This is a genomic window from Pseudomonas sp. R3-57, from assembly GCF_051132065.1.
Classification (GTDB): domain Bacteria; phylum Pseudomonadota; class Gammaproteobacteria; order Pseudomonadales; family Pseudomonadaceae; genus Aquipseudomonas.
The window spans coordinates 4,300,737-4,322,296 of the sequence record NZ_CP071655.1 but is presented as its reverse complement, the minus strand read 5'-3'; the positions used below and the strand labels follow the sequence as shown (position 1 = coordinate 4,322,296).

21 protein-coding genes and 1 pseudogene are annotated in these 21,560 nt (G+C 59.5%); 16 read left to right on the top strand and 6 right to left on the bottom strand.

All coding sequences use genetic code 11. The features are described 5' to 3' along the window. Positions 1–91 precede the first annotated feature (91 nt). The 6 genes from lpdA to J3P93_RS19385 all read left to right on the top strand — a co-directional run bounded on the left by lpdA (position 92) and on the right by J3P93_RS19385 (position 6,812). Positions 92–1,528 carry a dihydrolipoyl dehydrogenase gene (gene lpdA, locus J3P93_RS19410; RefSeq protein WP_434590854.1) on the top strand — a complete coding sequence of 479 codons (1,437 nt, stop codon included), beginning with the start codon at positions 92–94 and terminating at the stop codon, positions 1,526–1,528. A 182-nt stretch (positions 1,529–1,710) separates the two neighbouring features. Beyond that, complete coding sequence (gene sucC, locus J3P93_RS19405; RefSeq protein WP_090282417.1) at positions 1,711–2,877, top strand: ADP-forming succinate--CoA ligase subunit beta; 1,167 nt, start codon at positions 1,711–1,713, stop codon at positions 2,875–2,877. Next, a complete protein-coding gene (gene sucD / locus J3P93_RS19400; RefSeq protein ID WP_090282418.1) occupies positions 2,877–3,761 on the top strand; it encodes a succinate--CoA ligase subunit alpha in 885 nt (294 codons plus the stop codon). Before sucC ends, sucD begins: the two co-directional genes overlap by 1 nt. Positions 3,762–4,102: 341 nt before the next feature. Further along, the gene (gene brnQ, locus J3P93_RS19395; RefSeq protein WP_434590850.1) at positions 4,103–5,416 is read left to right on the top strand and encodes a branched-chain amino acid transport system II carrier protein; all 1,314 of its coding nucleotides are present in this window, start codon (positions 4,103–4,105) and stop codon (positions 5,414–5,416) included. 257 nt (positions 5,417–5,673) lie between these two features. Further along, positions 5,674–6,411, top strand: coding sequence for a DUF599 domain-containing protein (locus tag J3P93_RS19390; protein WP_434590847.1), 738 nt, complete (start codon positions 5,674–5,676; stop codon positions 6,409–6,411). Beyond that, a complete protein-coding gene (locus J3P93_RS19385) occupies positions 6,411–6,812 on the top strand; it encodes an MAPEG family protein (RefSeq protein WP_434590844.1) in 402 nt (133 codons plus the stop codon). Before J3P93_RS19390 ends, J3P93_RS19385 begins: the two co-directional genes overlap by 1 nt. A gap of 75 nt (positions 6,813–6,887) precedes the next feature. Here the strand turns inward: J3P93_RS19385 and J3P93_RS19380 are convergent, their stop codons facing one another. Then, positions 6,888–7,124, bottom strand: coding sequence for a hypothetical protein (locus J3P93_RS19380; RefSeq protein ID WP_008082962.1), 237 nt, complete (start codon positions 7,122–7,124; stop codon positions 6,888–6,890). Positions 7,125–7,282: 158 nt separating this feature from the next. Here J3P93_RS19380 and J3P93_RS19375 point away from each other — a divergent pair, with 158 nt between their 5' ends. The 4 genes from J3P93_RS19375 to J3P93_RS19360 all read left to right on the top strand — a co-directional run bounded on the left by J3P93_RS19375 (position 7,283) and on the right by J3P93_RS19360 (position 10,992). After that, positions 7,283–7,759, top strand: a complete 477-nt coding sequence (locus J3P93_RS19375; RefSeq protein WP_434590840.1) for a PaaI family thioesterase — start codon at positions 7,283–7,285, stop codon at positions 7,757–7,759. Continuing rightward, a complete protein-coding gene (locus J3P93_RS19370; protein WP_434590837.1) occupies positions 7,756–8,208 on the top strand; it encodes a PaaI family thioesterase in 453 nt (150 codons plus the stop codon). Before J3P93_RS19375 ends, J3P93_RS19370 begins: the two co-directional genes overlap by 4 nt. A gap of 81 nt (positions 8,209–8,289) precedes the next feature. Then, positions 8,290–10,194: a molecular chaperone HtpG gene (gene htpG, locus J3P93_RS19365; RefSeq protein WP_434590834.1), complete on the top strand. Its 1,905-nt coding sequence runs from the start codon at positions 8,290–8,292 to the stop codon at positions 10,192–10,194. Between the two features lie 69 nt (positions 10,195–10,263). Next, the gene (locus J3P93_RS19360; protein WP_434590831.1) at positions 10,264–10,992 is read left to right on the top strand and encodes a dienelactone hydrolase family protein; all 729 of its coding nucleotides are present in this window, start codon (positions 10,264–10,266) and stop codon (positions 10,990–10,992) included. Between the two features lie 133 nt (positions 10,993–11,125). Here the strand turns inward: J3P93_RS19360 and J3P93_RS19355 are convergent, their stop codons facing one another. Both J3P93_RS19355 and J3P93_RS19350 read right to left on the bottom strand, forming a co-directional pair. Next, positions 11,126–11,989, bottom strand: coding sequence for a pirin family protein (locus tag J3P93_RS19355; RefSeq protein ID WP_434590828.1), 864 nt, complete (start codon positions 11,987–11,989; stop codon positions 11,126–11,128). 61 nt (positions 11,990–12,050) lie between these two features. Further along, the gene (locus J3P93_RS19350; protein ID WP_434590825.1) at positions 12,051–12,467 is read right to left on the bottom strand and encodes an OsmC family protein; all 417 of its coding nucleotides are present in this window, start codon (positions 12,465–12,467) and stop codon (positions 12,051–12,053) included. A 128-nt stretch (positions 12,468–12,595) separates the two neighbouring features. Between J3P93_RS19350 and J3P93_RS19345 the strand changes: the two genes are divergently transcribed. From J3P93_RS19345 to J3P93_RS19335, 3 genes and pseudogenes are all read left to right on the top strand, one after another. Next, a complete protein-coding gene (locus tag J3P93_RS19345) occupies positions 12,596–13,642 on the top strand; it encodes an amidohydrolase family protein (RefSeq protein ID WP_434590822.1) in 1,047 nt (348 codons plus the stop codon). A gap of 138 nt (positions 13,643–13,780) precedes the next feature. After that, positions 13,781–14,503: pseudogene (locus J3P93_RS19340) on the top strand (MCP four helix bundle domain-containing protein); the annotation flags it as partial. A gap of 39 nt (positions 14,504–14,542) precedes the next feature. Then, a complete protein-coding gene (locus J3P93_RS19335; protein WP_434598439.1) occupies positions 14,543–15,406 on the top strand; it encodes a methyl-accepting chemotaxis protein in 864 nt (287 codons plus the stop codon). A gap of 271 nt (positions 15,407–15,677) precedes the next feature. Here the strand turns inward: J3P93_RS19335 and J3P93_RS19330 are convergent, their stop codons facing one another. From J3P93_RS19330 to purM, 3 genes are read right to left on the bottom strand one after another with little or no spacing between them, the layout of a single operon-like run. Next, the gene (locus tag J3P93_RS19330) at positions 15,678–16,391 is read right to left on the bottom strand and encodes a DUF3108 domain-containing protein (protein ID WP_090282429.1); all 714 of its coding nucleotides are present in this window, start codon (positions 16,389–16,391) and stop codon (positions 15,678–15,680) included. Positions 16,392–16,399: 8 nt separating this feature from the next. After that, on the bottom strand, positions 16,400–17,050 hold the full coding sequence (gene purN, locus J3P93_RS19325) for a phosphoribosylglycinamide formyltransferase (RefSeq protein WP_434590819.1): 651 nt from the start codon (positions 17,048–17,050) through the stop codon (positions 16,400–16,402). Continuing rightward, the gene (gene purM, locus J3P93_RS19320; protein ID WP_047600249.1) at positions 17,050–18,108 is read right to left on the bottom strand and encodes a phosphoribosylformylglycinamidine cyclo-ligase; all 1,059 of its coding nucleotides are present in this window, start codon (positions 18,106–18,108) and stop codon (positions 17,050–17,052) included. The genes purN and purM overlap by 1 nt, the downstream gene beginning before the upstream one ends. Before the next feature lie 374 nt (positions 18,109–18,482). Here purM and J3P93_RS19315 point away from each other — a divergent pair, with 374 nt between their 5' ends. The 3 genes from J3P93_RS19315 to hda all read left to right on the top strand — a co-directional run bounded on the left by J3P93_RS19315 (position 18,483) and on the right by hda (position 21,557). Then, on the top strand, positions 18,483–19,541 hold the full coding sequence (locus tag J3P93_RS19315) for a DUF2066 domain-containing protein (RefSeq protein WP_434590815.1): 1,059 nt from the start codon (positions 18,483–18,485) through the stop codon (positions 19,539–19,541). Positions 19,542–19,572: 31 nt separating this feature from the next. Next, a complete protein-coding gene (locus tag J3P93_RS19310) occupies positions 19,573–20,646 on the top strand; it encodes an AI-2E family transporter (RefSeq protein ID WP_208938176.1) in 1,074 nt (357 codons plus the stop codon). A 206-nt stretch (positions 20,647–20,852) separates the two neighbouring features. Continuing rightward, complete coding sequence (gene hda / locus J3P93_RS19305) at positions 20,853–21,557, top strand: DnaA regulatory inactivator Hda (protein ID WP_007919828.1); 705 nt, start codon at positions 20,853–20,855, stop codon at positions 21,555–21,557. Positions 21,558–21,560: the final 3 nt, after the last annotated feature.

The following is a 21,560-nucleotide window of genomic DNA, read 5'->3' as shown; positions in this document are numbered from 1 at the left end:
TCAGCTACAAGCCTCAAGCTCAAGACGAGCCGGTGGGCTTGCAGCTTGAAGCTTGCGGCTTGTAGCTTTATTGCTAAAGAGGATTTTTTGAATGTCGCAGAAATTTGACGTAGTAGTGATCGGTGCTGGCCCTGGTGGCTACGTAGCTGCCATCAAGGCCGCGCAACTGGGCCTGAGCACTGCCTGCATCGAGAAGTACACCGACGCTGAAGGCAAGCAAGCCCTGGGCGGTACCTGCCTGAACGTAGGCTGCATTCCGTCCAAGGCGCTGCTCGACAGCTCCTGGAAGTACAAGGAAGCGAAAGAAAGCTTCAACGTTCACGGTATCTCGACCGGCGAAGTCAAAATGGACGTCGCTGCGATGGTTGGCCGCAAGGCTGGCATCGTCAAGAACCTGACCGGCGGCGTTGCCACCCTGTTCAAGGCCAACGGCGTAACTTCGATCCAGGGCCACGGCAAACTGCTGGCTGGCAAGAAAGTCGAAGTCACCAAGCCGGACGGCTCGGTTGAAGTCATCGAAGCGGAAAACGTCATCCTCGCGCCAGGTTCGCGTCCGATCGACATTCCACCGGCTCCGGTTGACCAGAAAGTCATCGTCGATTCGACCGGTGCTCTGGAATTCCAGTCCGTGCCTAAACGTCTGGGCGTGATCGGCGCTGGCGTGATCGGTCTGGAACTGGGTTCGGTATGGTCGCGTCTGGGTGCAGAAGTGACTGTGCTCGAAGCGCTGGACACCTTCCTGATGGCAGCGGACACCGCTGTTTCCAAGGAAGCGCTGAAAACCCTGACCAAACAGGGTCTGGACATCAAGCTGGGCGCTCGCGTGACCGGTTCGAAAGTCAACGGCGAAGAAGTCGTGGTGAACTACACCGACGCCAACGGCGAACAGACCATCACGTTCGACAAGCTGATCGTAGCCGTTGGTCGCCGTCCGGTGACCACTGATCTGCTTGCAGCCGACAGCGGCGTAGCCCTCGACGAGCGCGGTTTCATCGCCGTCGACGACCACTGCGTAACCGCCGTACCGGGCGTATTCGCCATCGGTGACGTGGTTCGCGGCATGATGCTGGCGCACAAGGCGTCCGAAGAAGGCATCATGGTCGTCGAGCGTATCAAGGGCCACAAGGCTCAGATGAACTATGATTTGATCCCTTCGGTTATTTATACTCACCCGGAAATCGCGTGGGTTGGCAAAACCGAGCAGGCGCTGAAGGCCGAAGGCGTTGAAGTCAACGTCGGTACCTTCCCGTTCGCAGCTTCCGGCCGTGCCATGGCTGCCAACGATACCGGTGGTTTCGTCAAGGTCATCGCCGATGCCAAGACCGACCGCGTATTGGGCGTGCACGTGATTGGCCCGAGCGCTGCAGAACTGGTTCAGCAGGGCGCGATCGGTATGGAATTCGGCACCAGCGCTGAAGACCTGGGCATGATGGTCTTCTCCCATCCGACCCTGTCCGAAGCCTTGCATGAAGCTGCTCTGGCAGTGAATGGCGGCGCCATCCACGTGGCCAACCGCAAGAAGCGTTAACTGATAATAAGAAACCACGGCGGTAGCGGCCCGTCGTGAGCCTTGCGAGCAAGACTCACCGCGGAATGTCCGCCGGACGCAGTCTTGCGTAGCTCAGCTACGCAAGCAGCAGTCACAGGTGGCGCGGCACTCAAACGAGCGCAGCGCCGAATGCGCAGTACCTAACGAAGACGGTAAAAAGCATGAATCTTCACGAGTATCAGGGTAAGCAGCTGTTCGCTGAATACGGCCTGCCAGTTTCCACTGGTTACGCAGTAGACACCCCGGAAGCAGCAGCAGAAGCTTGCGACAAAATCGGCGGCAGCGAGTGGGTTGTCAAAGCCCAGGTCCACGCCGGTGGTCGCGGTAAAGCGGGCGGCGTAAAGCTGGTTCGCAGCAAAGAAGACGCCAAAGCCTTCGCACAGCAGTGGCTGGGCAAGCGTCTGGTGACTTACCAGACTGACGCCAACGGCCAGCCAGTCACCAAGATCCTGGTTGAATCGTGCACTGATATCGCTAAAGAGCTGTACCTGGGCGCTGTCGTTGACCGTTCGAGCCGTCGCATCGTGTTCATGGCTTCCACCGAAGGTGGCGTGGACATCGAGAAAATCGCTCACGACACGCCAGAAAAAATTCTCAAGGCCACTATCGATCCACTGGTTGGCGCTCAGCCATCCCAGGGTCGCGAGCTGGCATTCCAGCTGGGTCTGGAAGGCAAGCAGGTCACTCAGTTCGCCAAGATCTTCGTTGGTCTGGCCAAACTGTTCAAAGACCACGACCTGGCTCTGCTGGAAGTGAACCCGCTGGTGATCAAGGCTGACGGCGATCTGCACTGCCTGGACGCCAAGATCAACATCGACGCCAACGCCATGTACCGTCAGCCTAAGCTGAAGGCATTCCACGATCCGTCGCAGGACGATCCGCGCGAAGCGCACGCTGCCAAGTTCGAACTGAACTACGTAGCACTGGAAGGCAACATTGGCTGCATGGTCAACGGTGCCGGCCTGGCCATGGGTACCATGGACATCGTCAACCTGCACGGCGGCAAGCCAGCCAACTTCCTCGACGTAGGTGGTGGTGCTACCAAAGAGCGCGTGACCGAAGCATTCAAGATCATCCTGTCCGACAGCAATGTCGCCGCAGTACTGGTCAACATCTTCGGCGGCATCGTTCGCTGCGACATGATTGCCGAAGGCATCATCGGCGCTGTGAAAGAAGTCGGCGTGAAAATCCCGGTTGTTGTTCGTCTTGAAGGCAACAACGCTGAACTGGGCGCTAAAGTACTGGCAGAAAGCGGTTTGAACATCATCGCTGCTACCAGCCTGACCGACGCTGCTCAACAAGTCGTTAAAGCTGCGGAGGGCAAGTAATGAGCGTCCTGATCAATAAAGACACCAAAGTCATCTGCCAGGGTTTCACCGGCGCGCAGGGTACTTTCCACTCCGAACAAGCCATTGCCTACGGCACCAAAATGGTTGGCGGCGTGACTCCGGGCAAGGGTGGTACCACTCACCTGAACCTGCCAGTGTTCAACACTGTGAAAGAAGCCGTAGAAGCCACTGGCGCCACCGCCAGCGTGATCTACGTACCGGCTCCTTTCTGCAAGGACTCGATCCTGGAGGCGGCATTCGGCGGCATCAAGCTGATCGTCTGCATCACCGAAGGCATTCCTACCCTGGACATGCTGGACGCCAAGGTCAAGTGCGACGAGCTGGGCGTAGTCCTGATCGGCCCTAACTGCCCAGGCGTGATCACCCCAGGCGAATGCAAGATCGGCATCATGCCAGGTCACATTCACTTGCCAGGCAAGGTCGGTATCGTTTCGCGTTCCGGCACCCTGACCTACGAAGCTGTGAAGCAGACCACTGACGCCGGTTTCGGTCAGTCGACTTGCGTCGGCATCGGTGGTGACCCGATCCCGGGTTCGAACTTCATCGACATCCTGAAGCTGTTCCAGGAAGACCCGCAGACCGAAGCGATCGTGATGATCGGCGAAATCGGCGGTTCGGCTGAAGAAGAAGCGGCGGCCTACATCAAGGCTAACGTGACCAAGCCGGTTGTTTCCTACATCGCCGGTGTGACTGCTCCTCCGGGCAAGCGCATGGGCCATGCTGGCGCAATCATCTCTGGCGGCAAAGGCACTGCAGACGAGAAATTCGCTGCTCTGCAAGACGCAGGCGTGAAAACCGTGCGTTCGCTGGCAGACATCGGCAAGGCCCTGGCCGAGCTGACTGGCTGGGAAGTGAAAAAGTAAGCTTCGGCTGACTTTTTAGCTCCAGCAACAAAGGCCACCTTCGGGTGGCCTTTGTCGTTCCAGCGCAGCGGCAAGCTGCAAGCCACAAGCTCGAAACTTGCAGCTTGCGGCTGCTTTTCTTATGTAAACGCGACACGGAAACGTCGTGTATCGGATAGTTCGCCCTCTAACAGTGCGTTTTCGTGCCAGATTCGTTAGGCTGGCGGCCATTTTGCAGTGCGTCGCCCACAAGGCAGCCACGCAGCTTCACAGGTCAGTCCCATACGGATCGACAGCATTTCCCTAATCCCACAGGGCAATCCCCCTCTAAATTCCGATTTCAGTAGTGTGGTATTACCTTAATGAAAGTTTTGAAAGGTCAGGACATCCTGGCACTTGGTTTTATGACGTTTGCCCTGTTCGTAGGGGCCGGTAACATCATTTTCCCACCGATCGTCGGCTTGCAGGCCGGACCTCACGTCTGGATGGCTGCACTGGGCTTTCTGATCACTGCAGTCGGTCTGCCAGTGATCACTGTTGTTGCGCTGGCCAAGGTCGGTGGCGCGATGGACGCGTTGAGCAGCCCGATCGGCAAGATCGCCGGCGGCATCCTCGCGGCTGCCTGCTACCTGGCGGTCGGCCCGCTGTTCGCTACGCCGCGTACCGCGACGGTGTCGTTCGAAGTGGGTCTGGCACCGCTGACCGGCGAAAGCCCATTGGCGCTGTTCCTCTACAGCTCGGTGTACTTCCTGCTGGTGTTCTTCATTTCCCTGTACCCGGGGCGTTTGCTGGACACTGTTGGCCGTTTCCTCGCGCCGCTGAAAATCATCGCGCTCGCCGTACTCGGTATCGCCGCGTTCGCTTTGCCGGCCGGTGACATCGGCCACGGTACGCCGGAATACGTTGCCGCGCCGTTCTCCCAGGGTTTCATCAATGGTTACCTGACCATGGATACTCTCGGCGCACTGGTGTTCGGCATCGTCATCGTCAACGCGATCCGCTCCCGTGGTGTCGAGTCGCCCAAGCTGATCACCCGTTACGCGATCATCGCCGGGCTGATCGCCGGTGTCGGTCTGGCGCTGGTGTATGTCAGCCTGTTCCGTCTCGGTTCCGGCAGCCATGAAGTTGCGGTCGGTGCCACCAACGGCGCGGCGGTCTTGCACGCTTATGTGCAACACACCTTCGGCTCGCTGGGCAGTGGTTTCCTCGCTGTGCTGATTTCGCTGGCGTGTCTGGTGACCGCGGTCGGCCTGACCTGCGCCTGTGCCGAGTACTTCAGCCGCGTGTTGCCGCTGTCGTACAAGACACTGGTGATCATCCTCGCGGCGTTCTCGCTGCTGGTGTCCAACCTGGGCCTGACCAAGCTCATCGCTTTCTCGATCCCGGTACTGACCGCGATCTACCCGCCGTGCATCGTGCTGGTGGCGCTGAGCTTCTGCAAAGACTTCTGGCATGAGCACGGTCGCATTCTTGGCCCGGTGATGCTGGTATCGTTCGTCTTCGGCAGCATCGACGCGCTGAAAGGCGCCGGCCTGGCCGACTGGCTGCCAACCCAGCTCAGCCAACTGCCGCTGAGCGAGCAGGGGCTGGCCTGGCTGGTGCCGTGCGTGATGACGCTGGTGGTTGCTGTGGTGTGCGATCGCCTGCTGGGCAAGCGCAGCGAAGCGGTTGCCTGACCTGTTCTGATCCGCCACAAGCGGATCCCGCAGGATTAAACGGAAATGCCCCGTATCAATCGATACGGGGCATTTTTTATGCGCAGGAGGCAGTGTCTTTTTGGCTGAGCTAACGTCGAAGGGTTGCGTCGCTTTTATGCAGGCGTGAGCCTGCTCGCGATAGCGGTGTGTCAGTCACCATTGAAGTTGCCTGACACACCGCTATCGCGAGCAGGCTCACTCCTACAGGTACAGCATCTATATTCACAGGGATTTGCATGTCGTTCATCCAAGCCAATCTGATCCATCTGCTCGCCGCGCTCTGGTTTGTCATCTGCTGGGGCGGTTACACCCGTTATGCCACCTGGAAGGCCCGCGACACGGCGTGTCTGGCCAGCGTTTTACACCTGTATCGCGAAGACTGGATGCGCCGCATGCTGCTGCGTGACAACCGGATTGCCGACGCCAGTGTGATCGGCAACCTGGAGCGCAACGCCTCGTTCTTCGCCTCCAGTACCCTGATTATCCTCGCCGGTATTCTCACCGTGCTCGGTGCGTCTGATCGAGCTGTGTCGCTGCTGGCGGACATTCCCATGGTTCAGCAGGCGTCGCAGGGCATGTCGGAGATCAAGTTGCTGTGTCTGGCGCTGGTGTTCGTCTACGCCTTCTTCACTTTTAGCTGGTGCATGCGCCAGTACAACTTTGCGGCGATTCTGGTCGGCTCGGCGCCGATGGTCGGCGAGCGGCATGTTTCCGAGCAGGAGCGCAAAGCTTTCGCCTCGCGAGCCGCACGGGTGATTTCGATGGCGGCCAACCAGTTCAACTTCGGTTTGCGCTCTTACTACTTCGGCATGAGCATGCTGGCCTGGTTCGTCAGTCCGTGGCTGTTCATGTTGATGAGTGCTGGTGTCGTGGTGGTGTTGTATCGCCGCGAATTTCATTCCGACGTACTCGATGTCATGGTCTATACCCCTACCGAGGCACCGGTGCCCGAAACCAATAGAGAGGCCGCTTGATGAGTATTCCGTTCTGGTGTGTGTTTATCAGCGCGTTGTTGATTTATATCGCGCGTATGCCGGTGGGCAAGGCGATGAAAGAGCAGGGCGGGTATGACAATCACCTGCCGCGCCAGCAACAGGCGCAATTGACCGGTTACGGCGCACGCGCACTGGCGACGCATCAGAACAGTATCGAAGCGTTCATCCTGTTCGCGGTCGGTGTGTTGATGGCGCACACCACGCAAACGGCGGGATGGCTGATCGATGCGCTGGCGATCATCTTCGTGATTGCGCGGGTTCTGTACTTGTGGTTCTACCTGGCGGATCTGCCGAAGTTGCGCAGTCTGGTCTGGCTGGTCGGCTTGGTAGCTTCGTTGTTGCTGATGATTAGTCCGACTTTTAGAACGGTTCTGTTGTAAGCGGCCATTGCATCAAATCCCGGACAAAAGAAAACCCGCACTTGGCGGGTTTTCTTTTACTGCGTCAAAAGCGCTTTATTGCTTCTTGGCAGCTTCGTCTTGAGCGGCAGCGTTCGATTCAGCCTGAGCTTTGGCAGCTTCGGCGTTTTCTTTCGCAGCGTCGTTCACTTTATCCTGAGCTTTGTTCATGTCCTGCTGAGCTTGCTCAGCATGTTGGTTGGCATCTTGAGCTTTGTCCTCGGATTTTTTATCGCAGGCAGCGAGACCGAGGGAAGCGGTCAACATCAAGGCAATAGCTAAAGTCTTACGCATGGGGTGTTTCTCCTTATGGAAAATAACTACTGGCCTTAAGAACTCGGGGCTGCGGGTTAAGTTCCTCATTTGTTTCAGATATATAAGTTTGTTTTATCACGGAACTTTTGCCGCTTTTCTCACTACTGGCAAAAGGCTTTAACGCGAGTAATTATCATATGGCTGAAAACAGCGTTTTTGAGCGCGCGACGCGGTTTCTATCGGCGTTACGCCACTGTCAGGTGCTGGGGTTAAAGGTGCAGAGTGCCTCCAGCGAAGGTCTGACGGTGATCCTGCCTTACAGCCCGCAGATCGTCGGCAACCCGCAAACCGGCGTGATTCATGGCGGCGCCATCACCTCGCTGATGGACACGGCCTGCGGCATGTCGACCTTGTGTGTGCTGCCGGAATTCGAAGTCTGCCCGACCCTCGATCTGCGCATCGATTACATGCATGCCGCCGAGCCGCATAAGGATGTCTATGGCTTTGCCCAGTGCTACCGGGTTACCACTGACGTGATTTTCGCCCGCGGATTCGCCTATCAGGACGACCCCGAGCAACCCATTGCTCACGTTGTCGGCACGTTCATGCGGATGGGCAAGGCGCTCAGGGGCACTCAGGGCTTTGGCGGCGCAATCAAGGGAGGCAAGCCGTGAGCGAAGATCTCAAGCAGCAATTGCAGCTGGCCCATGCGCAAGGCGACTACGCGCCGTTACTGAAACTGATCCCCTACGCCGGCCTGATCGGCATCGAGTGTTCACGCGTAGGCGATGAACTGCTGTTCAAGCTGCCGGCGAACAAGGACAACATTGGTAACCCTTTATTGCCGGCGATCCATGGCGGGGTGATTGCCGGGTTCATGGAGCTGGCGGCCGCCCTGCATCTGCTGATTTTCACCGGCGCCCCGGGCGTGCCGAAGATCATCGACTTTTCCCTCGATTACCTGCGCGCCGGACAATTTCGTGACACTTGGGCCAAATGTCAGGTCTGTCGTCAAGGGCGTCGGGTCGCCAATGTGGCGATCACCGCTTGGCAAACGACCGAGGCCGAACCGATTGCCACCGCTCGCGCGCACTTCAAAATCGATGAACCCTTGAAATCCTGAACAGTGCCCCCAACTCAGATGACAACCCGCCGCCGACCATTCGGGTCGCGGCCACTGCCATCTGATTGGAGTTTGATGACCATGAGTGTGGAAACTCAAAAGGAAACCCTGGGCTTCCAGACCGAGGTAAAGCAGCTGCTGCACCTCATGATCCATTCGCTGTATTCGAACAAGGAAATCTTCCTGCGCGAATTGATCTCGAACGCCTCTGACGCTGTCGACAAGCTGCGCTTCGAAGCGCTGGCCAAGCCAGAGTTGCTCGAGGGCGGCGCTGATCTGAAAATCCGTGTGAGCTTCGACAAGGACGCCAAGACCGTCACCCTCGAAGACAACGGTATCGGCATGAACCGTGACGATGTGATCACCCACCTGGGGACCATCGCCAAATCCGGCACTGCCGATTTCATGAAAAACCTGTCCGGCGATCAGAAGAAGGATTCGCACCTGATCGGCCAGTTCGGCGTGGGTTTCTACTCGGCCTTCATCGTTGCCGACAAGGTTGACGTCTACAGCCGTCGCGCCGGCACCGCCGCCAGCGAAGGCGTGCACTGGTCGTCGAAAGGCGAGGGCGAGTTCGAAGTCGCCAACATCGACAAGCCAGAGCGTGGTACTCGCATCGTCCTGCATCTGAAGTCCGGTGAAGACGAGTTCGCCGATGGCTGGCGCCTGCGCAACATCATCAAAAAGTATTCCGACCACATCGCGCTGCCGATCGAGCTGCCGAAAGAAGTCACTCCGGCCGAAGGCGAAGAGGCTCCTGCCGTCGAGTGGGAAACCGTCAACCGCGCCAGCGCCCTGTGGACCCGTCCGCGCACTGAAGTGAAGGACGAGGAATACCAGGAGTTCTACAAGCACATCGCTCACGACTTCGAAAACCCGCTGGCGTGGAGCCACAACAAGGTCGAAGGCAAGCTCGAGTACAGCTCGCTGCTGTACGTGCCGGCCCGTGCCCCGTTCGATCTGTACCAGCGTGAAGCGCCGAAAGGCCTGAAGCTGTACGTGCAGCGTGTGTTCGTCATGGATCAGGCCGAGTCGTTCCTGCCGCTGTACCTGCGCTTCATCAAAGGTGTGGTCGATTCCAACGATCTGTCGCTGAACGTGTCGCGGGAAATCCTGCAGAAAGACCCGATCATCGATTCGATGAAGACTGCGCTGACCAAGCGCGTACTGGACATGCTGGAAAAACTGGCGAAGAACGAGCCAGAGCAATACAAGGGCTTCTGGAAAAACTTCGGTCAGGTCATGAAAGAAGGCCCGGCAGAAGATTTCGCCAACAAAGAGAAAATTGCCGGTCTGCTGCGTTTCGCATCGACTCAGGGTGACGACGGCGAGCAGATCGTCGGTCTGGCCGACTATCTGGCCCGCACCAAGGAAGGTCAGGACAAGATCTACTACCTCACCGGCGAGACCTATGCGCAGGTCAAGAACAGCCCGCACCTGGAAGTCTTCCGCAAGAAAGGCATCGAAGTGCTGCTGCTGACCGACCGCATCGACGAGTGGCTGATGAGCTACCTGAGCGAGTTCGACGGCAAGACCTTTGTCGACGTGGCGCGCGGTGACCTCGATCTGGGCAACCTGGACTCGGAAGAGGACAAGAAGGCTGCAGAGGAAGTCGCCAAGTCCAAAGAAGGTCTGGTCGAGCGCCTGAAAACCGCACTGGGCGATTCCGTCGCGGAAGTTCGCGTGTCCCATCGCCTGACCGATTCGCCAGCCATTCTGGCCATCGGCGAGCAGGACCTGGGTCTGCAAATGCGCCAGATCCTCGAAGCCAGCGGGCAGAAGGTGCCTGATTCGAAGCCGATCTTCGAAATCAACCCAAGCCACCCGCTGATCGAGAAGCTCGATGGCGAGCAGAGCGAAGGGCGTTTCGCTGACCTGGCGCACATCCTCTTCGATCAGGCTGCACTGGCTGCCGGCGACAGCTTGAAAGACCCGGCTGCTTATGTGAGCCGTCTGAACAAGCTGCTGGTTGAACTGTCGGTTTGATCACGTTGTAGGAAAAACCCGCTTCGGCGGGTTTTTTCATTCTGGTGTTTAACGAATCAGGAGTCAGAAATGAGCCAAGTCACTGTACGTTCCGTGGTCTACCAGATTGACGGCCAGCCTTATGAAGGTCGTTTGGCCTTCGACGCCGAGCACAAGGGTGCGCTGCCGGGTTTGTTGATGGCGCCGAACTGGATGGGCGTCAGCGCCGGTGCCGAAGACATCGCCAAAGCGGTGGCGGCCAAAGGTTACGTGGTGTTGATTGCTGACGTTTACGGCCAAAGCGTACGTCCACAGAATGCCGATCAGGCGCTGGCGGCGATGATGCCACTCAAGGACGACCGCGCTCTGCTGCGCAAACGTCTGCAAGTGGCTTTCGAGCAGTTGCAGAGCCAGGGTGAAGCGGCGGTCGATACGTCGAAACTGGCGGTGTTCGGTTTCTGCTTCGGTGGCTGCTGTGCACTGGATCTGGCCCGCACCGGCGCGCCAGTGAAAGCGGCGGTGTCGTTCCACGGCACGCTGGACTCGCCGAACCCGGCGGATGCGCAGAACATCCAGGGCTCGGTGCTGGTGCTGCACGGCGCGTCCGATCCGTTGGTGCCGAAAGAGCAATTGCCGGCATTTGAAGACGAGATGAATGCTGCTGGCGTGGATTGGCAGTTGCTCAGCTACGGCGGGGCGGTGCACTCGTTTACCGACCCGTATGCGAACGTGCCGGGCAAGATGATGTACGACGAGAAGACCGCGAAGCGTGCGTTCAAGTCGATGCATGCTTTGCTGGATGAAGTGTTCGAGGGCTGATTCAGTTGTCAGGCAACCATTCTGTGGTGGCTGATAGGGCCTCATCGCGAGCAGGCTCACTCCTACATTTGGAATGCGTTCCCCTGTAGGAGTGAGCCTGCTCGCGATAGCAATTTTCCAGGCGATATAAATCTCAGGGTAACTCGATCCGTTCAACTTCCCCTGGCACCGTCGGCCAATCCCCGGCCGCCCATTTGCGCCGCGCTTCATCGATCGCCGCCGGATCACTTGCAACGAAATTCCAGTTGATCCGCCGCGGCCCGTCCAGCGCCGCACCGCCGAATATCACCGCGTGCACATCACTTTCGGCAAACAGACTCATCTCTTCCCCGGCCGGCAGCACCACCAAGGCGTGGGCCTCGATGGCGTCGCCGCTCAGTTGGGCATCGCCGCTCAACACATACACCGCACGTTCCGCATGCTCGGTCGGAATCAGCAGCGTCGTTGCGCTCTGCATCCGTACTTCGGCATACAGCGTAGGGGAAAGTACCGGCACCGGTGATTCGAGGCAAAAGCCTGACCCGGCAATCATGCGGATCTGCACGCCAAGGTTATCGCTGACCGGCAAGCTCGCTGCCGGATGATGGCTGTAGTGGCCCGGCCCCTGTTCATGTTCCCTGGGCGAGGCCAGCCAGACCTGCAAGCCATGCAAGGTAAAGCTTTGCGCCAGTAACGGCGCTGGGGTGCGCTCGACATGGGCGATGGCGCTGCCAGCGGTCATCCAGCTGACATCGCCGGCGCTGACTACCTGATCCGAACCAAGGCTGTCCTTGTGTTGCAGTTGGCCTTCGAACAGATAAGTGAGGGTCGACAGACCGATGTGCGGATGCTGGCGGATGTCCATGCCTTTGCCGGTCGGATAAACCGTCTCGAGCATGTGATCGAAAAACACGAAAGGCCCGACGCTGCGGCATTTGGCTGACGGCAGCGGGCGCAGGATCGGCTGGCCTTCGACGTCTTCGGCGCGCGGGCGGATGATCAGGGGTTGCGTATCCATGGGGCATTCCAGGCTGAGCGGGCGATGCCAGAAGCATAACCCGCCGCTGGCCATGGGAGGTTTATTGGCTGTCGAAGCCTTGCGGGGTGTGGGTTTCGATCGTCACGTCACTGGTGGTCATCAGTTTGTGAGTCGGGCAACGGTCGGCGACCCGCAGCAGTTCGTCGCGTTGCGCGTCGGTGAGTACGCCTTTGAGGGTCAGGGTGACGTGCAGCACATATTTGCCTTTTTGTTCTTCGCTGTTGTCGCGTTTGACGTCGACGCCCACACCAGTCAGCGGGATGTCTTTCTTCTTCGCGTACATCTTCAGCGTCAGCGCTTTGCAGGCGCCGAGTGCGGCATCGAAATAATCGTGCGGCTCTGGCGCCGAACCTTCGCCACCTGCCGTTTTCGGTACGTCGGCAAACAGTTCGTGGTCATCGATTTGTACGGTGTGACGATAGCCTTCAGCGGAGACGGTATTGACGGTAACAGTCATGAGAACCTCACAGGCAGCGGGAAAATCGTAGGGTCAGGCAAGACCTTGCAGTTATAGAACATTCCCACGGGTACACGTTCCGCTTTCCGTGAGGGCTGAACCCTTGTCCTTCGGGCGGGGTCTAGGCTATGCCCACCTGCCGGAGATTACTTGTGTTTTTGTCGCGTCTGATTGTCGCCTGCCTTCTGGCTCTCGCCGGGACTGCCCATGCCCGCGAATACACCTACAGCGATGCGCACCTGCATTACGTGGATTTTTTCCAGGAAAGCGCCGGCATGGCGAAATTGCTGACGGCCATGAAGGAAAACTCCATCGAGCATGTGATGATTTCCGGCATTCCCGTGGCGAAGAAGTGGCACGAGGACGAACCCAAGCGCCCGCGCTATTACGCCGGTGATGACGCCGACGCCTACTGGTACAGCGCCACCGACGTGATCATTGCCGATGCGGTGCAAAAGCTGTCGCCGGAACAGCGCCAGTACTTCCACCCGTTCTTGTCAGGTTTCAATCCCAACGACAAAAACTCCGCCGCGCACATCCAGCGCATGCTCGACCTGTATCCGGGGCTGTGGCAGGGCATTGGCGAAGTGTTTACTCGGCACGACGATCTGACCGCACTCACCGCGGGCGACACCCCGCGAGCCAACAACGAAGCGATGACGAAGATCTATCACCTTGCTGCGGAAAATGATCTGCCGGTGATGCTGCATTCCAACATCACCTCCAAACGTGAGAAAAATCCGCTGTATCTGCAGGAAGTCGAAGAGCCGCTGCGTAATCATCCGCACACCCGCTTCATCTGGGCGCATGCGGGCACCAGTGCGGAAATCCATCGGCATCAAAAGCAGCTACCGTTTCTGCTGCCGACCCTGACGCGCATGCTTGAGGCTTATCCGAATCTGTTCGTCGATCTGTCGTGGAGCATGCTCACGCCTTACCTGCTGGATGAGCAGGGCAAACCTCGGCCGGAGTGGCTGGCGCTGGTGGAAAAGTACCCTGATCGCTTCATGCTCGGCTCTGACGTGGTAGGACGATTCAACAAACTCGGTCAGGAAATGCACAGCTATCGTCCGTTTCTGGATGCACTGCCGGAGGCGGTAGCCCGCAAGGTTGCGCGGGATAACTTCCTGGCGATATTGCCGCGCGATACGCTCAAAAGCCCTGACCAGCGCTGAAACGTCAAGCCCAGCGCTTCGAACTAGCCGCTCGTCTGCCTATCGCCTTTTCGTCTTACGCAATTTAAGGGCAATGCCGATACCTTCTAAAGCAACCCGCTGCAGGCTGATGCAGCGTATCTGGAAGGAGCCCGTGTCATGAACATCCGTAATTTCAATATCGCCCCGCGCGCCGGCGTGGGGTTTGGTCTGTTGGCGGTGATGGTCTTCGCCCTTGGGGCGTTTGCCCTGCTGCAAATGTCGAACATGCGCGCGCAGTCCGATGAAGTCGACAACAACTGGCTGCCAAGCGTAATGGCGGTCGGCGACATGAGTCAGGACATGCTGCGTCTGCGCGCATTGACCATGCGCCTGCTGCTCAATCGAGACCCCAAGGCGCTTGAGCAGAACGTCGCCAGGCTCAACGAGCTGCGCAATGGCCTGACCGAGACGCAGCGGCGCTATGAGGGGCTTATCGCCTTGCCTGAAGAGCGAGCGCTGTTCGATCGCTTCAAGGTCGCCGAACACAAGTACCTTGAGCTTCAGGCGCAGGTTGTGCAGCTGTCGGGGCAGAATCGGGTTGCCGAAGCTTCAGCGATTCTCAACGAGCAGATGAGCGCGCTGGCCGACGAGATCGCCGTCACCCTGCGCGAACTGGTCGATCTGAACAAGCGCAATGCCAATCTGGCCACCGAAGCGGCACGTCAAGTGTTCAACCATTCGCGGGTCTGGGTTGCCGCGATGATTGCATTGACCGCGCTGATCACCATTGGCCTGGCGTGGCTGTTGACCCGCAGCATCGTCGTGCCTTTGACCCAGTCGCTCAGCGTCGCTGAAGTCGTCGCCGGTGGTGATTTGACCGGCGATATTCACATCGCTGGCAAAGACGAGCTGGCGCGGCTGTTGCAGGCACTCAAGAGCATGCAGCACAACCTGCGTGACACGATCCGGCGGATCTCCGAGTCGTCCACCCAACTGGCCTCGGCCTCCGAGGAACTGAGCAGCGTTACCGAAGACGCCACCCGTGGCTTGCATCAGCAAAGTCAGGAAATCGAGCAGGCAGCCACGGCGGTCAACCAGATGACCGCGGCGGTGGAAGAGGTGGCGAATAACGCGGTGGCCACGTCCGAAGCGTCGCGTGAGTCCGATCGCATCGCCCGCCAAGGGCGCGAGCAAGTGCAGCAGACGGTGACATCCATCGAATTTCTCGCCGGCGACGTGACCCAGAACGCGGCCAAAGTCGAAGATCTGGCACAGAAGATTCATGGTATCAGCAAGGTACTGGATGTGATTCGTTCGATTGCCGAGCAGACCAATCTGCTGGCCTTGAACGCCGCGATCGAAGCGGCCCGGGCTGGTGATGCCGGACGTGGCTTTGCCGTGGTTGCGGATGAAGTGCGGGCCTTGGCTCATCGCACTCAGCAATCGACACAGGAAATCGAACAGATGATCGGCGGGATTCAGCAGGGCACCGATTCGGCAGTCAGTTCGATGCAGCAGAGCAATTCGCGCGCGCGTTCGACACTGGAGCTGGCCAAGTCTGCCGGCATGGCGCTGGAAGAAATAGCTTCGGCGTTTACCCTGATCAACGAACGTAATCTGGTGATTGCCAGTGCTTCGGAGGAGCAGGCGGCGGTGGCGCGGGAAGTGGATCGTAACCTGATGAACATTCGCGATCTGGCGATGCAGACTTCGGCGGGGGCTAATCAGACCAGTGCGGCGAGTCAGGAGTTGTCGCGGTTGGCGGTGGATTTGAACGGAATGGTGGCGCGGTTTTCGGTATGAGTGTGTGTCTCGAAAAGCCCCTCACCCTAGCCCTCCCCGGGGGAGAGAGGACTGACCGCAGGGAATCGGAGAGCTATACCGAACTGAGCGACCTCCATTGAATCCATAATCGACTCGGTCTGTCAGGTCGACGCATAGCAAAAGACACCTCGGTAGGCTCCCTCTCCTGGGGGAGAGGGCTGGGGTGAGGGCCGAGCCAGCCACAAATCTCCAATCCAGCAGCCAATAAAAAAGCCCCGCATTTCGCGGGGCTCTTTGTTCCTGCATCGAATCAGCTGCCTTTGACAGCCTTGCCGTTGACCGTACCGTCCTGGAGCATGATGTTGTACTCCTTGCCGTCGGTCTCGACCTGCTGCAGGCGAACCAGCAGATAATCCCAGTCCTTGGCGAACCACAGCACGGTGATGCGCTTGCTTTGTGTCGGGTCGCGCACGCGTTCGACCTTGATCGCGTCGATCTTGCCGGCCTTGGTCTCGACTTTTTCCGAGCCCAGTACGCGGAAGTCATAAGTATCGACTTCGCCGTCATCGACCACTTGATAGCTCATGGTCTTTTTGCCGGCGGCCACGTCATGCTGCAGCGCCAGTTGATAGGTGGACTTGTCGACCATGCCACGGTTCAGCGGGATCTTCACCGCGTCGCCACGGTCGGTGCCGGTGACCAGTTTGTTGTTCCAGTCGAAATCCAGATCAGCCTTCTTGGCTTTGCCCAGCCCACCGCGTTCGAAGTGGTAGGACTGCGGCAGCAAGGTGTCCTTGTCCAGCGTCAGGGTGCTTTCTTCAGTCAGGCTGGCGATCATCATCGAGGCCTTGAAGCTGAGTTTCCACACGCCGTTGGCTTCCTTGGCCAGGCTGCGCTCGGCGGTGCCGCTCATGGGCAGTTGCTTCCAGTCGGCGGTGTAGCTGGCGGAGAACGGTTGAAGGTCCGCTGCCTGCGCGAAGGGCAGGGCGAGCAGAGCGCAAGCGAAGAGCAGGGCGCGACGCATAATATCTCCTAGATTCGAATCAAGTGGCCGCTGGCGGCGAGTAACTGCCCGTCCAGCAAAGCACCGTGCTCCCCGAGTGCCAGCCTGCCTTCGGCAAACCAGCGTACCGCCATCGGGTAAATCCGGTGTTCCTGAACGTGGACGCGCTGCGCCAGACTCTGCGGCGTGTCGTGCAACTCTACCGGTAATACTGCCTGTACGACCAGTGGTCCGCCATCGAGTTCCTCAGTGACAAAGTGCACCGAGCAGCCGTGTTCCGTGTCGCCGGCCTCCAGCGCGCGCTGATGAGTGTGTAACCCTTTGTATTTGGGCAGCAACGACGGATGGATGTTGAGCAGGCGGCCCTGGTAATGACGGACGAAATTCGCGCTGAGAATGCGCATGAAACCGGCCAGTACCACGAGTTTTGGTTGGAATTCGTCGATCAGTTCGATCAGAGCAGCATCGAAGGCCTCGCGGCCCTCGAATGCCTTGTGATCCAGCGAGCGGGTGGCGATACCCGCGTCACTGGCGCGCTGCAGGCCGTAGGCGTCGGCGCGATTGGAAATCACTGCAGCGATGCGGACCGGGCTGTCGCCGGTCCGCGTGCTGTCGATCAGAGCCTGCAAGTTACTGCCGGTGCCGGACAACAGCACCACGACATCACAGGGTGCGGACATCAATGAGCCTTAAGGTTCTGCAGATCGACCTGGGCAGCGCCTTCGGCAGCCGCGGCGATCTGACCGATGACCCAAGGCTGCTCACCCGCGTCACGCAGGGTTTTCAGGGCCACTTCAACGTGTTCCTGAGCCACGCAGATGACCATGCCGACGCCGCAGTTCAGCACGCGGTGCATCTCGGTCTCGTCGACGTTGCCTTTTTCTTGCAGCCAGTCGAACACCGCAGGGCGGGTCCAGCTAGCGACGTCAACCACGGCCTGAGCGCCTTTTGGCAGCACGCGCGGTATGTTGTCGAGCAGGCCGCCACCGGTGATGTGGGCCATGGCCTTGACCGCACCGGTGTCCTTGATCAGCTTGAGCAGCGGCTTGACGTAGATGCGGGTCGGGGCCATCAGCAGGTCGGTCAGCGGTTTGCCGTCGAGCTGGATGTTTTCGATGTCGGCGCCGGAGACTTCGATGATCTTGCGGATCAGCGAGTAGCCGTTGGAGTGCGGGCCGGACGATGGCAGGGCGATCAGCGCGTCACCGGTGGCGACTTTCGAGCCGTCGATGATTTCGGCTTTTTCCACGACGCCGACGCAGAAGCCGGCCAGGTCGTAGTCTTCGCCTTCGTACATGCCGGGCATTTCAGCGGTTTCGCCGCCCACCAGCGAGCAACCCGACAGTTCGCAGCCGGCGCCGATGCCGGTCACTACCTGGGCTGCGGTGTCGACGTTGAGTTTGCCGGTGGCGTAGTAGTCGAGGAAGAACAGCGGCTCGGCGCCGCACACCACCAGATCGTTGACGCACATGGCGACCAGGTCGATGCCGATGCTGTCGTGCTTGTTCAGGTTCAGCGCCAGACGCAGCTTGGTGCCGACGCCGTCGGTGCCGGACACCAGCACGGGCTGCTTGTAGCCGGCCGGGATTTCGCAGAGGGCGCCGAAACCGCCCAGGCCGCCCATGACTTCCGGGCGCGCAGTGCGCTTGGCGACGCTCTTGATGCGTTCGACCAATGCTTCACCGGCGTCGATGTCTACACCGGCGTCCTTGTAGCTCAGGGAGGGTTGCTTGCTCATGATCCAGGCCTTTAGGGGAGGGGATTCAGGGGGTAACGACCGAGTTCAGCGGGAACATCGAAATCGAGGTGGCGGTGGCCTCACGCGAGTTTCGGGGTGCCCGGCTGTTGCCGGTCTGCGAAGGCGCGCGATTTTATCAGGCTTGAGGGGCAGCGGCCATCCTCGCACCGACGGGCAGGGCCATATCCGCGGAATTTTTTTACAATCCAGCGCCCTGAACGTCTGTATAAGGTGTGGCCATTAACCGTCTATCGTTATCACTGTGCAAAAACTTACCGCCGCCGCGTGAATGTTTTGCGCAGGCCAAGGGTCACAGCCTTGCTCAAACGGTTCACGCGGCCTGTTCCAGCCGCTCCTGTCGACGGGAATTCTCCATGCGTTTTGTAAAATTATTGTTGGTAGGCTGTCTGTCGCTGCTCAGCCTGGCGAGTCACGCCGAAAATCTCAAAGGCCTTTATCAGGTGCGCCAGCCAGTCACTGGCCAGGCGCCGGAAGAACGCGATCGCGCCACGCAGGCGGCGCTCGACACGCTGGTGCTGCGCCTGACCGGCGACCCGAAAGCCCCGCAAAGCCCCGGTTTGGCGGCGATTCGCAAGGATCCGCAACAGATCATCAGTCAATTCGGTTTCGATGCCGGTCCGCCGGAAGTGCTGAAGGTCGATTTCGACCCGGCGACCAGCGAACAGGCGTTGCGTCGCGCCGGGTTGTCGCTGTGGGGCGCCAATCGGCCGTCGATTCTCGGTTGGTGGCTGAACGATTCGACCGAAGGCTCGAGTCTGGTCGGCGATGGTCAGGCGGCCGCGACGCCATTACGTGCGGCGGCGCAACATCGCGGCTTGCCGCTGCGCCTGCCGCTGGCCGACCTGAGCGAGCAGTTGGTCGCCACCGCGCCGACACTCGAGGGCGCCGATGCCGCGCCGTTGCGCAGTGCCTCCGAACGCTACAACGCCGACGCCTTGCTGGCCGTGCATGCCCGTGAAGAAGGCGGGCAGTGGCAGGCCAAGTGGCGCCTGTGGCTGGGCGATCAGAAAGAGGCCGGCAGCGTGCAGGGCGCCGATCAGGCTGCTGTGGCCGATGCGGTGATGCTGGCTGTGGCCGAGCGCCTGGCGCCGCGCTTTGTGGTCAAGCCCGGTGTGTCAGGGCAGCAGACCCTCGAAGTGCAGGGCATGAATCTGGAGCATTACGCGGCGTTGTTGCGGTTACTCGAACCGTTCGGCGTGCGTCTGCAGACTGTTGACGGCGATCGTATCGTCTACCGGGTCAGCGGCAGCGCCGAGCAGTTGCGTGCGCAACTCTCGCTGGCGAAGTTGCAGGAGTTGCCGCCAGAAGCGCCGGCTCCGGTGCCTGCGCCGCAGACTGTGGAGGGCGGTGTTGCACCGGTGGCAGCGCCGGCTCCGGTAGCGGCGGCGCCGTCGTTACGCTTTCGTTGGTAAATCTTTCTTTATATATAAGCAGGAGTGGTAAATGGCCGATACGCGGCGTTGGTTCTGGCTCGGTGGGGTAGTCCTGCTTTGCGCGTTTGTATGGTTGCTGCACCCGATCCTCACGCCGTTCCTGGTTGCGCTGCTGCTGGCTTATCTGTTCGATCCGCTGGTGGATCGGCTGGAACGGGCAGGCCTGTCGCGCACCTGGGGAGTGATCTCGGTGTTCGCCTTGTTCACTCTGATCGTCACCGCATTGCTGTTGGTGCTGGTGCCGATGCTCGCCAAGCAGTTGCTGCGTCTGTACGAACTCGCGCCGCAGATGCTCGACTGGCTGCAGCACACCGCGGTGCCGTGGGCGCAGGCGAAGCTGGGGCTGTCGGATGGTTTCTGGAAGTTTGACAAGGTCAAAGCGGCGATCAGTGAACACATGGGCCAGACCACCGACATCGTCGGCGTGGTGCTGAGTCAGGCGACGGCGTCGAGTCTGGCGTTGATCGGCTGGCTGGCGAATCTGGTGCTGATTCCGGTGGTGAGCTTTTACCTGCTGCGCGATTGGGACGTGATGATGGCGAAGATCCGCAGCCTGCTGCCGCGTGATCGCGAGGAGCGCGTGGTGGCGCTGGCCGGCGAATGCCATGAAGTGCTCGGCGCGTTCGTGCGCGGGCAGTTGCTGGTAATGCTGGCGCTGGGCGTGATTTACGCGGCGGGGCTGATGATCGTCGGTCTGGAGCTGGGGCTGTTGATCGGCCTGATCGCAGGTCTGGCGGCGATCGTGCCGTACATGGGCTTCGTCATCGGTATCGGCGCGGCGCTGATCGCCGGGTTGTTCCAGTTCGGTGGCGATCTATACCCGATGGTCGGCATTGTCGCGGTGTTCATGGTCGGGCAGGCGCTGGAAGGCATGGTGCTGACACCGCTTTTGGTGGGCGACCGCATCGGCCTGCATCCGGTGGCGGTGATTTTCGCCATTCTTGCCGGTGGCGAGTTGTTCGGTTTTACCGGGGTGTTGCTGGCGCTGCCGGTGGCGGCGGTGATCATGGTCCTGGTGCGCCATGTGCACGACCTGTACAAGGATTCCGACATCTACAGTGGTGTGGACGAGCCGGAGTTGTAAGGGCGAAGGGCGGCCCGGCGAACGGCCGGGTCGCCCCGTTTTCCGCAGGCGCTGGCGCCAAAGAAACTGTCATGAAACCAGCGAGTTAACGCAAACCTTTGATTTTGCTTGGACTCTGTCGCATTGTGCGCTCAGCGTCACGGGTATAAACTTCGCCAACTTTACACAGAGGCCACTAACGGTTCCTTGGTAACCGTTCAGTCAGCATGAAACCGATTCAGCTGCCCCTAGGTGTGCGTCTGCGTGACGACGCCACCTTCATCAACTACTACCCAGGCGCCAATGCCGCTGCACTCGGCTATGTCGAGCGTCTTTGCGAAGCCGACGCCGGCTGGACAGAGAGCCTGATCTACCTGTGGGGCAAACACGGCGTAGGGCGCACGCATCTGTTGCAGGCCGCATGCTTGCGTTTCGAGCAGATGGGCGAGCCGGCGGTGTACCTGCCGCTGGCCGAGTTGATGGACCGCGGCGTCGAAATCCTCGACAACCTTGAACAGTACGAACTGGTCTGTCTCGACGACTTGCAGGTGATTGCCGGCAAGGCGGATTGGGAAGAGGCGATGTTCCACCTGTTCAATCGTCTGCGTGACAGCGGTCGGCGTCTGCTGATCGCCGCGTCGACGTCACCGCGCGAATTGCCGGTGAAACTGGCCGACCTGAAATCGCGCCTGACCCTGGCGCTGATCTTCCAGATGCGCCCGCTTTCCGATGAAGACAAGTTGCGTGCGCTGCAATTACGCGCGTCGCGTCGTGGTTTGCACCTGACCGATGAGGTCGGGCACTTCATTCTGACCCGTGGCACGCGCAGCATGAGTGCATTGTTCGATCTGCTCGAACAGCTCGATCAAGCCTCGCTCCAGGCCCAGCGCAAGCTGACCATTCCGTTCCTCAAAGAAACCTTGGGCTGGTAAGCC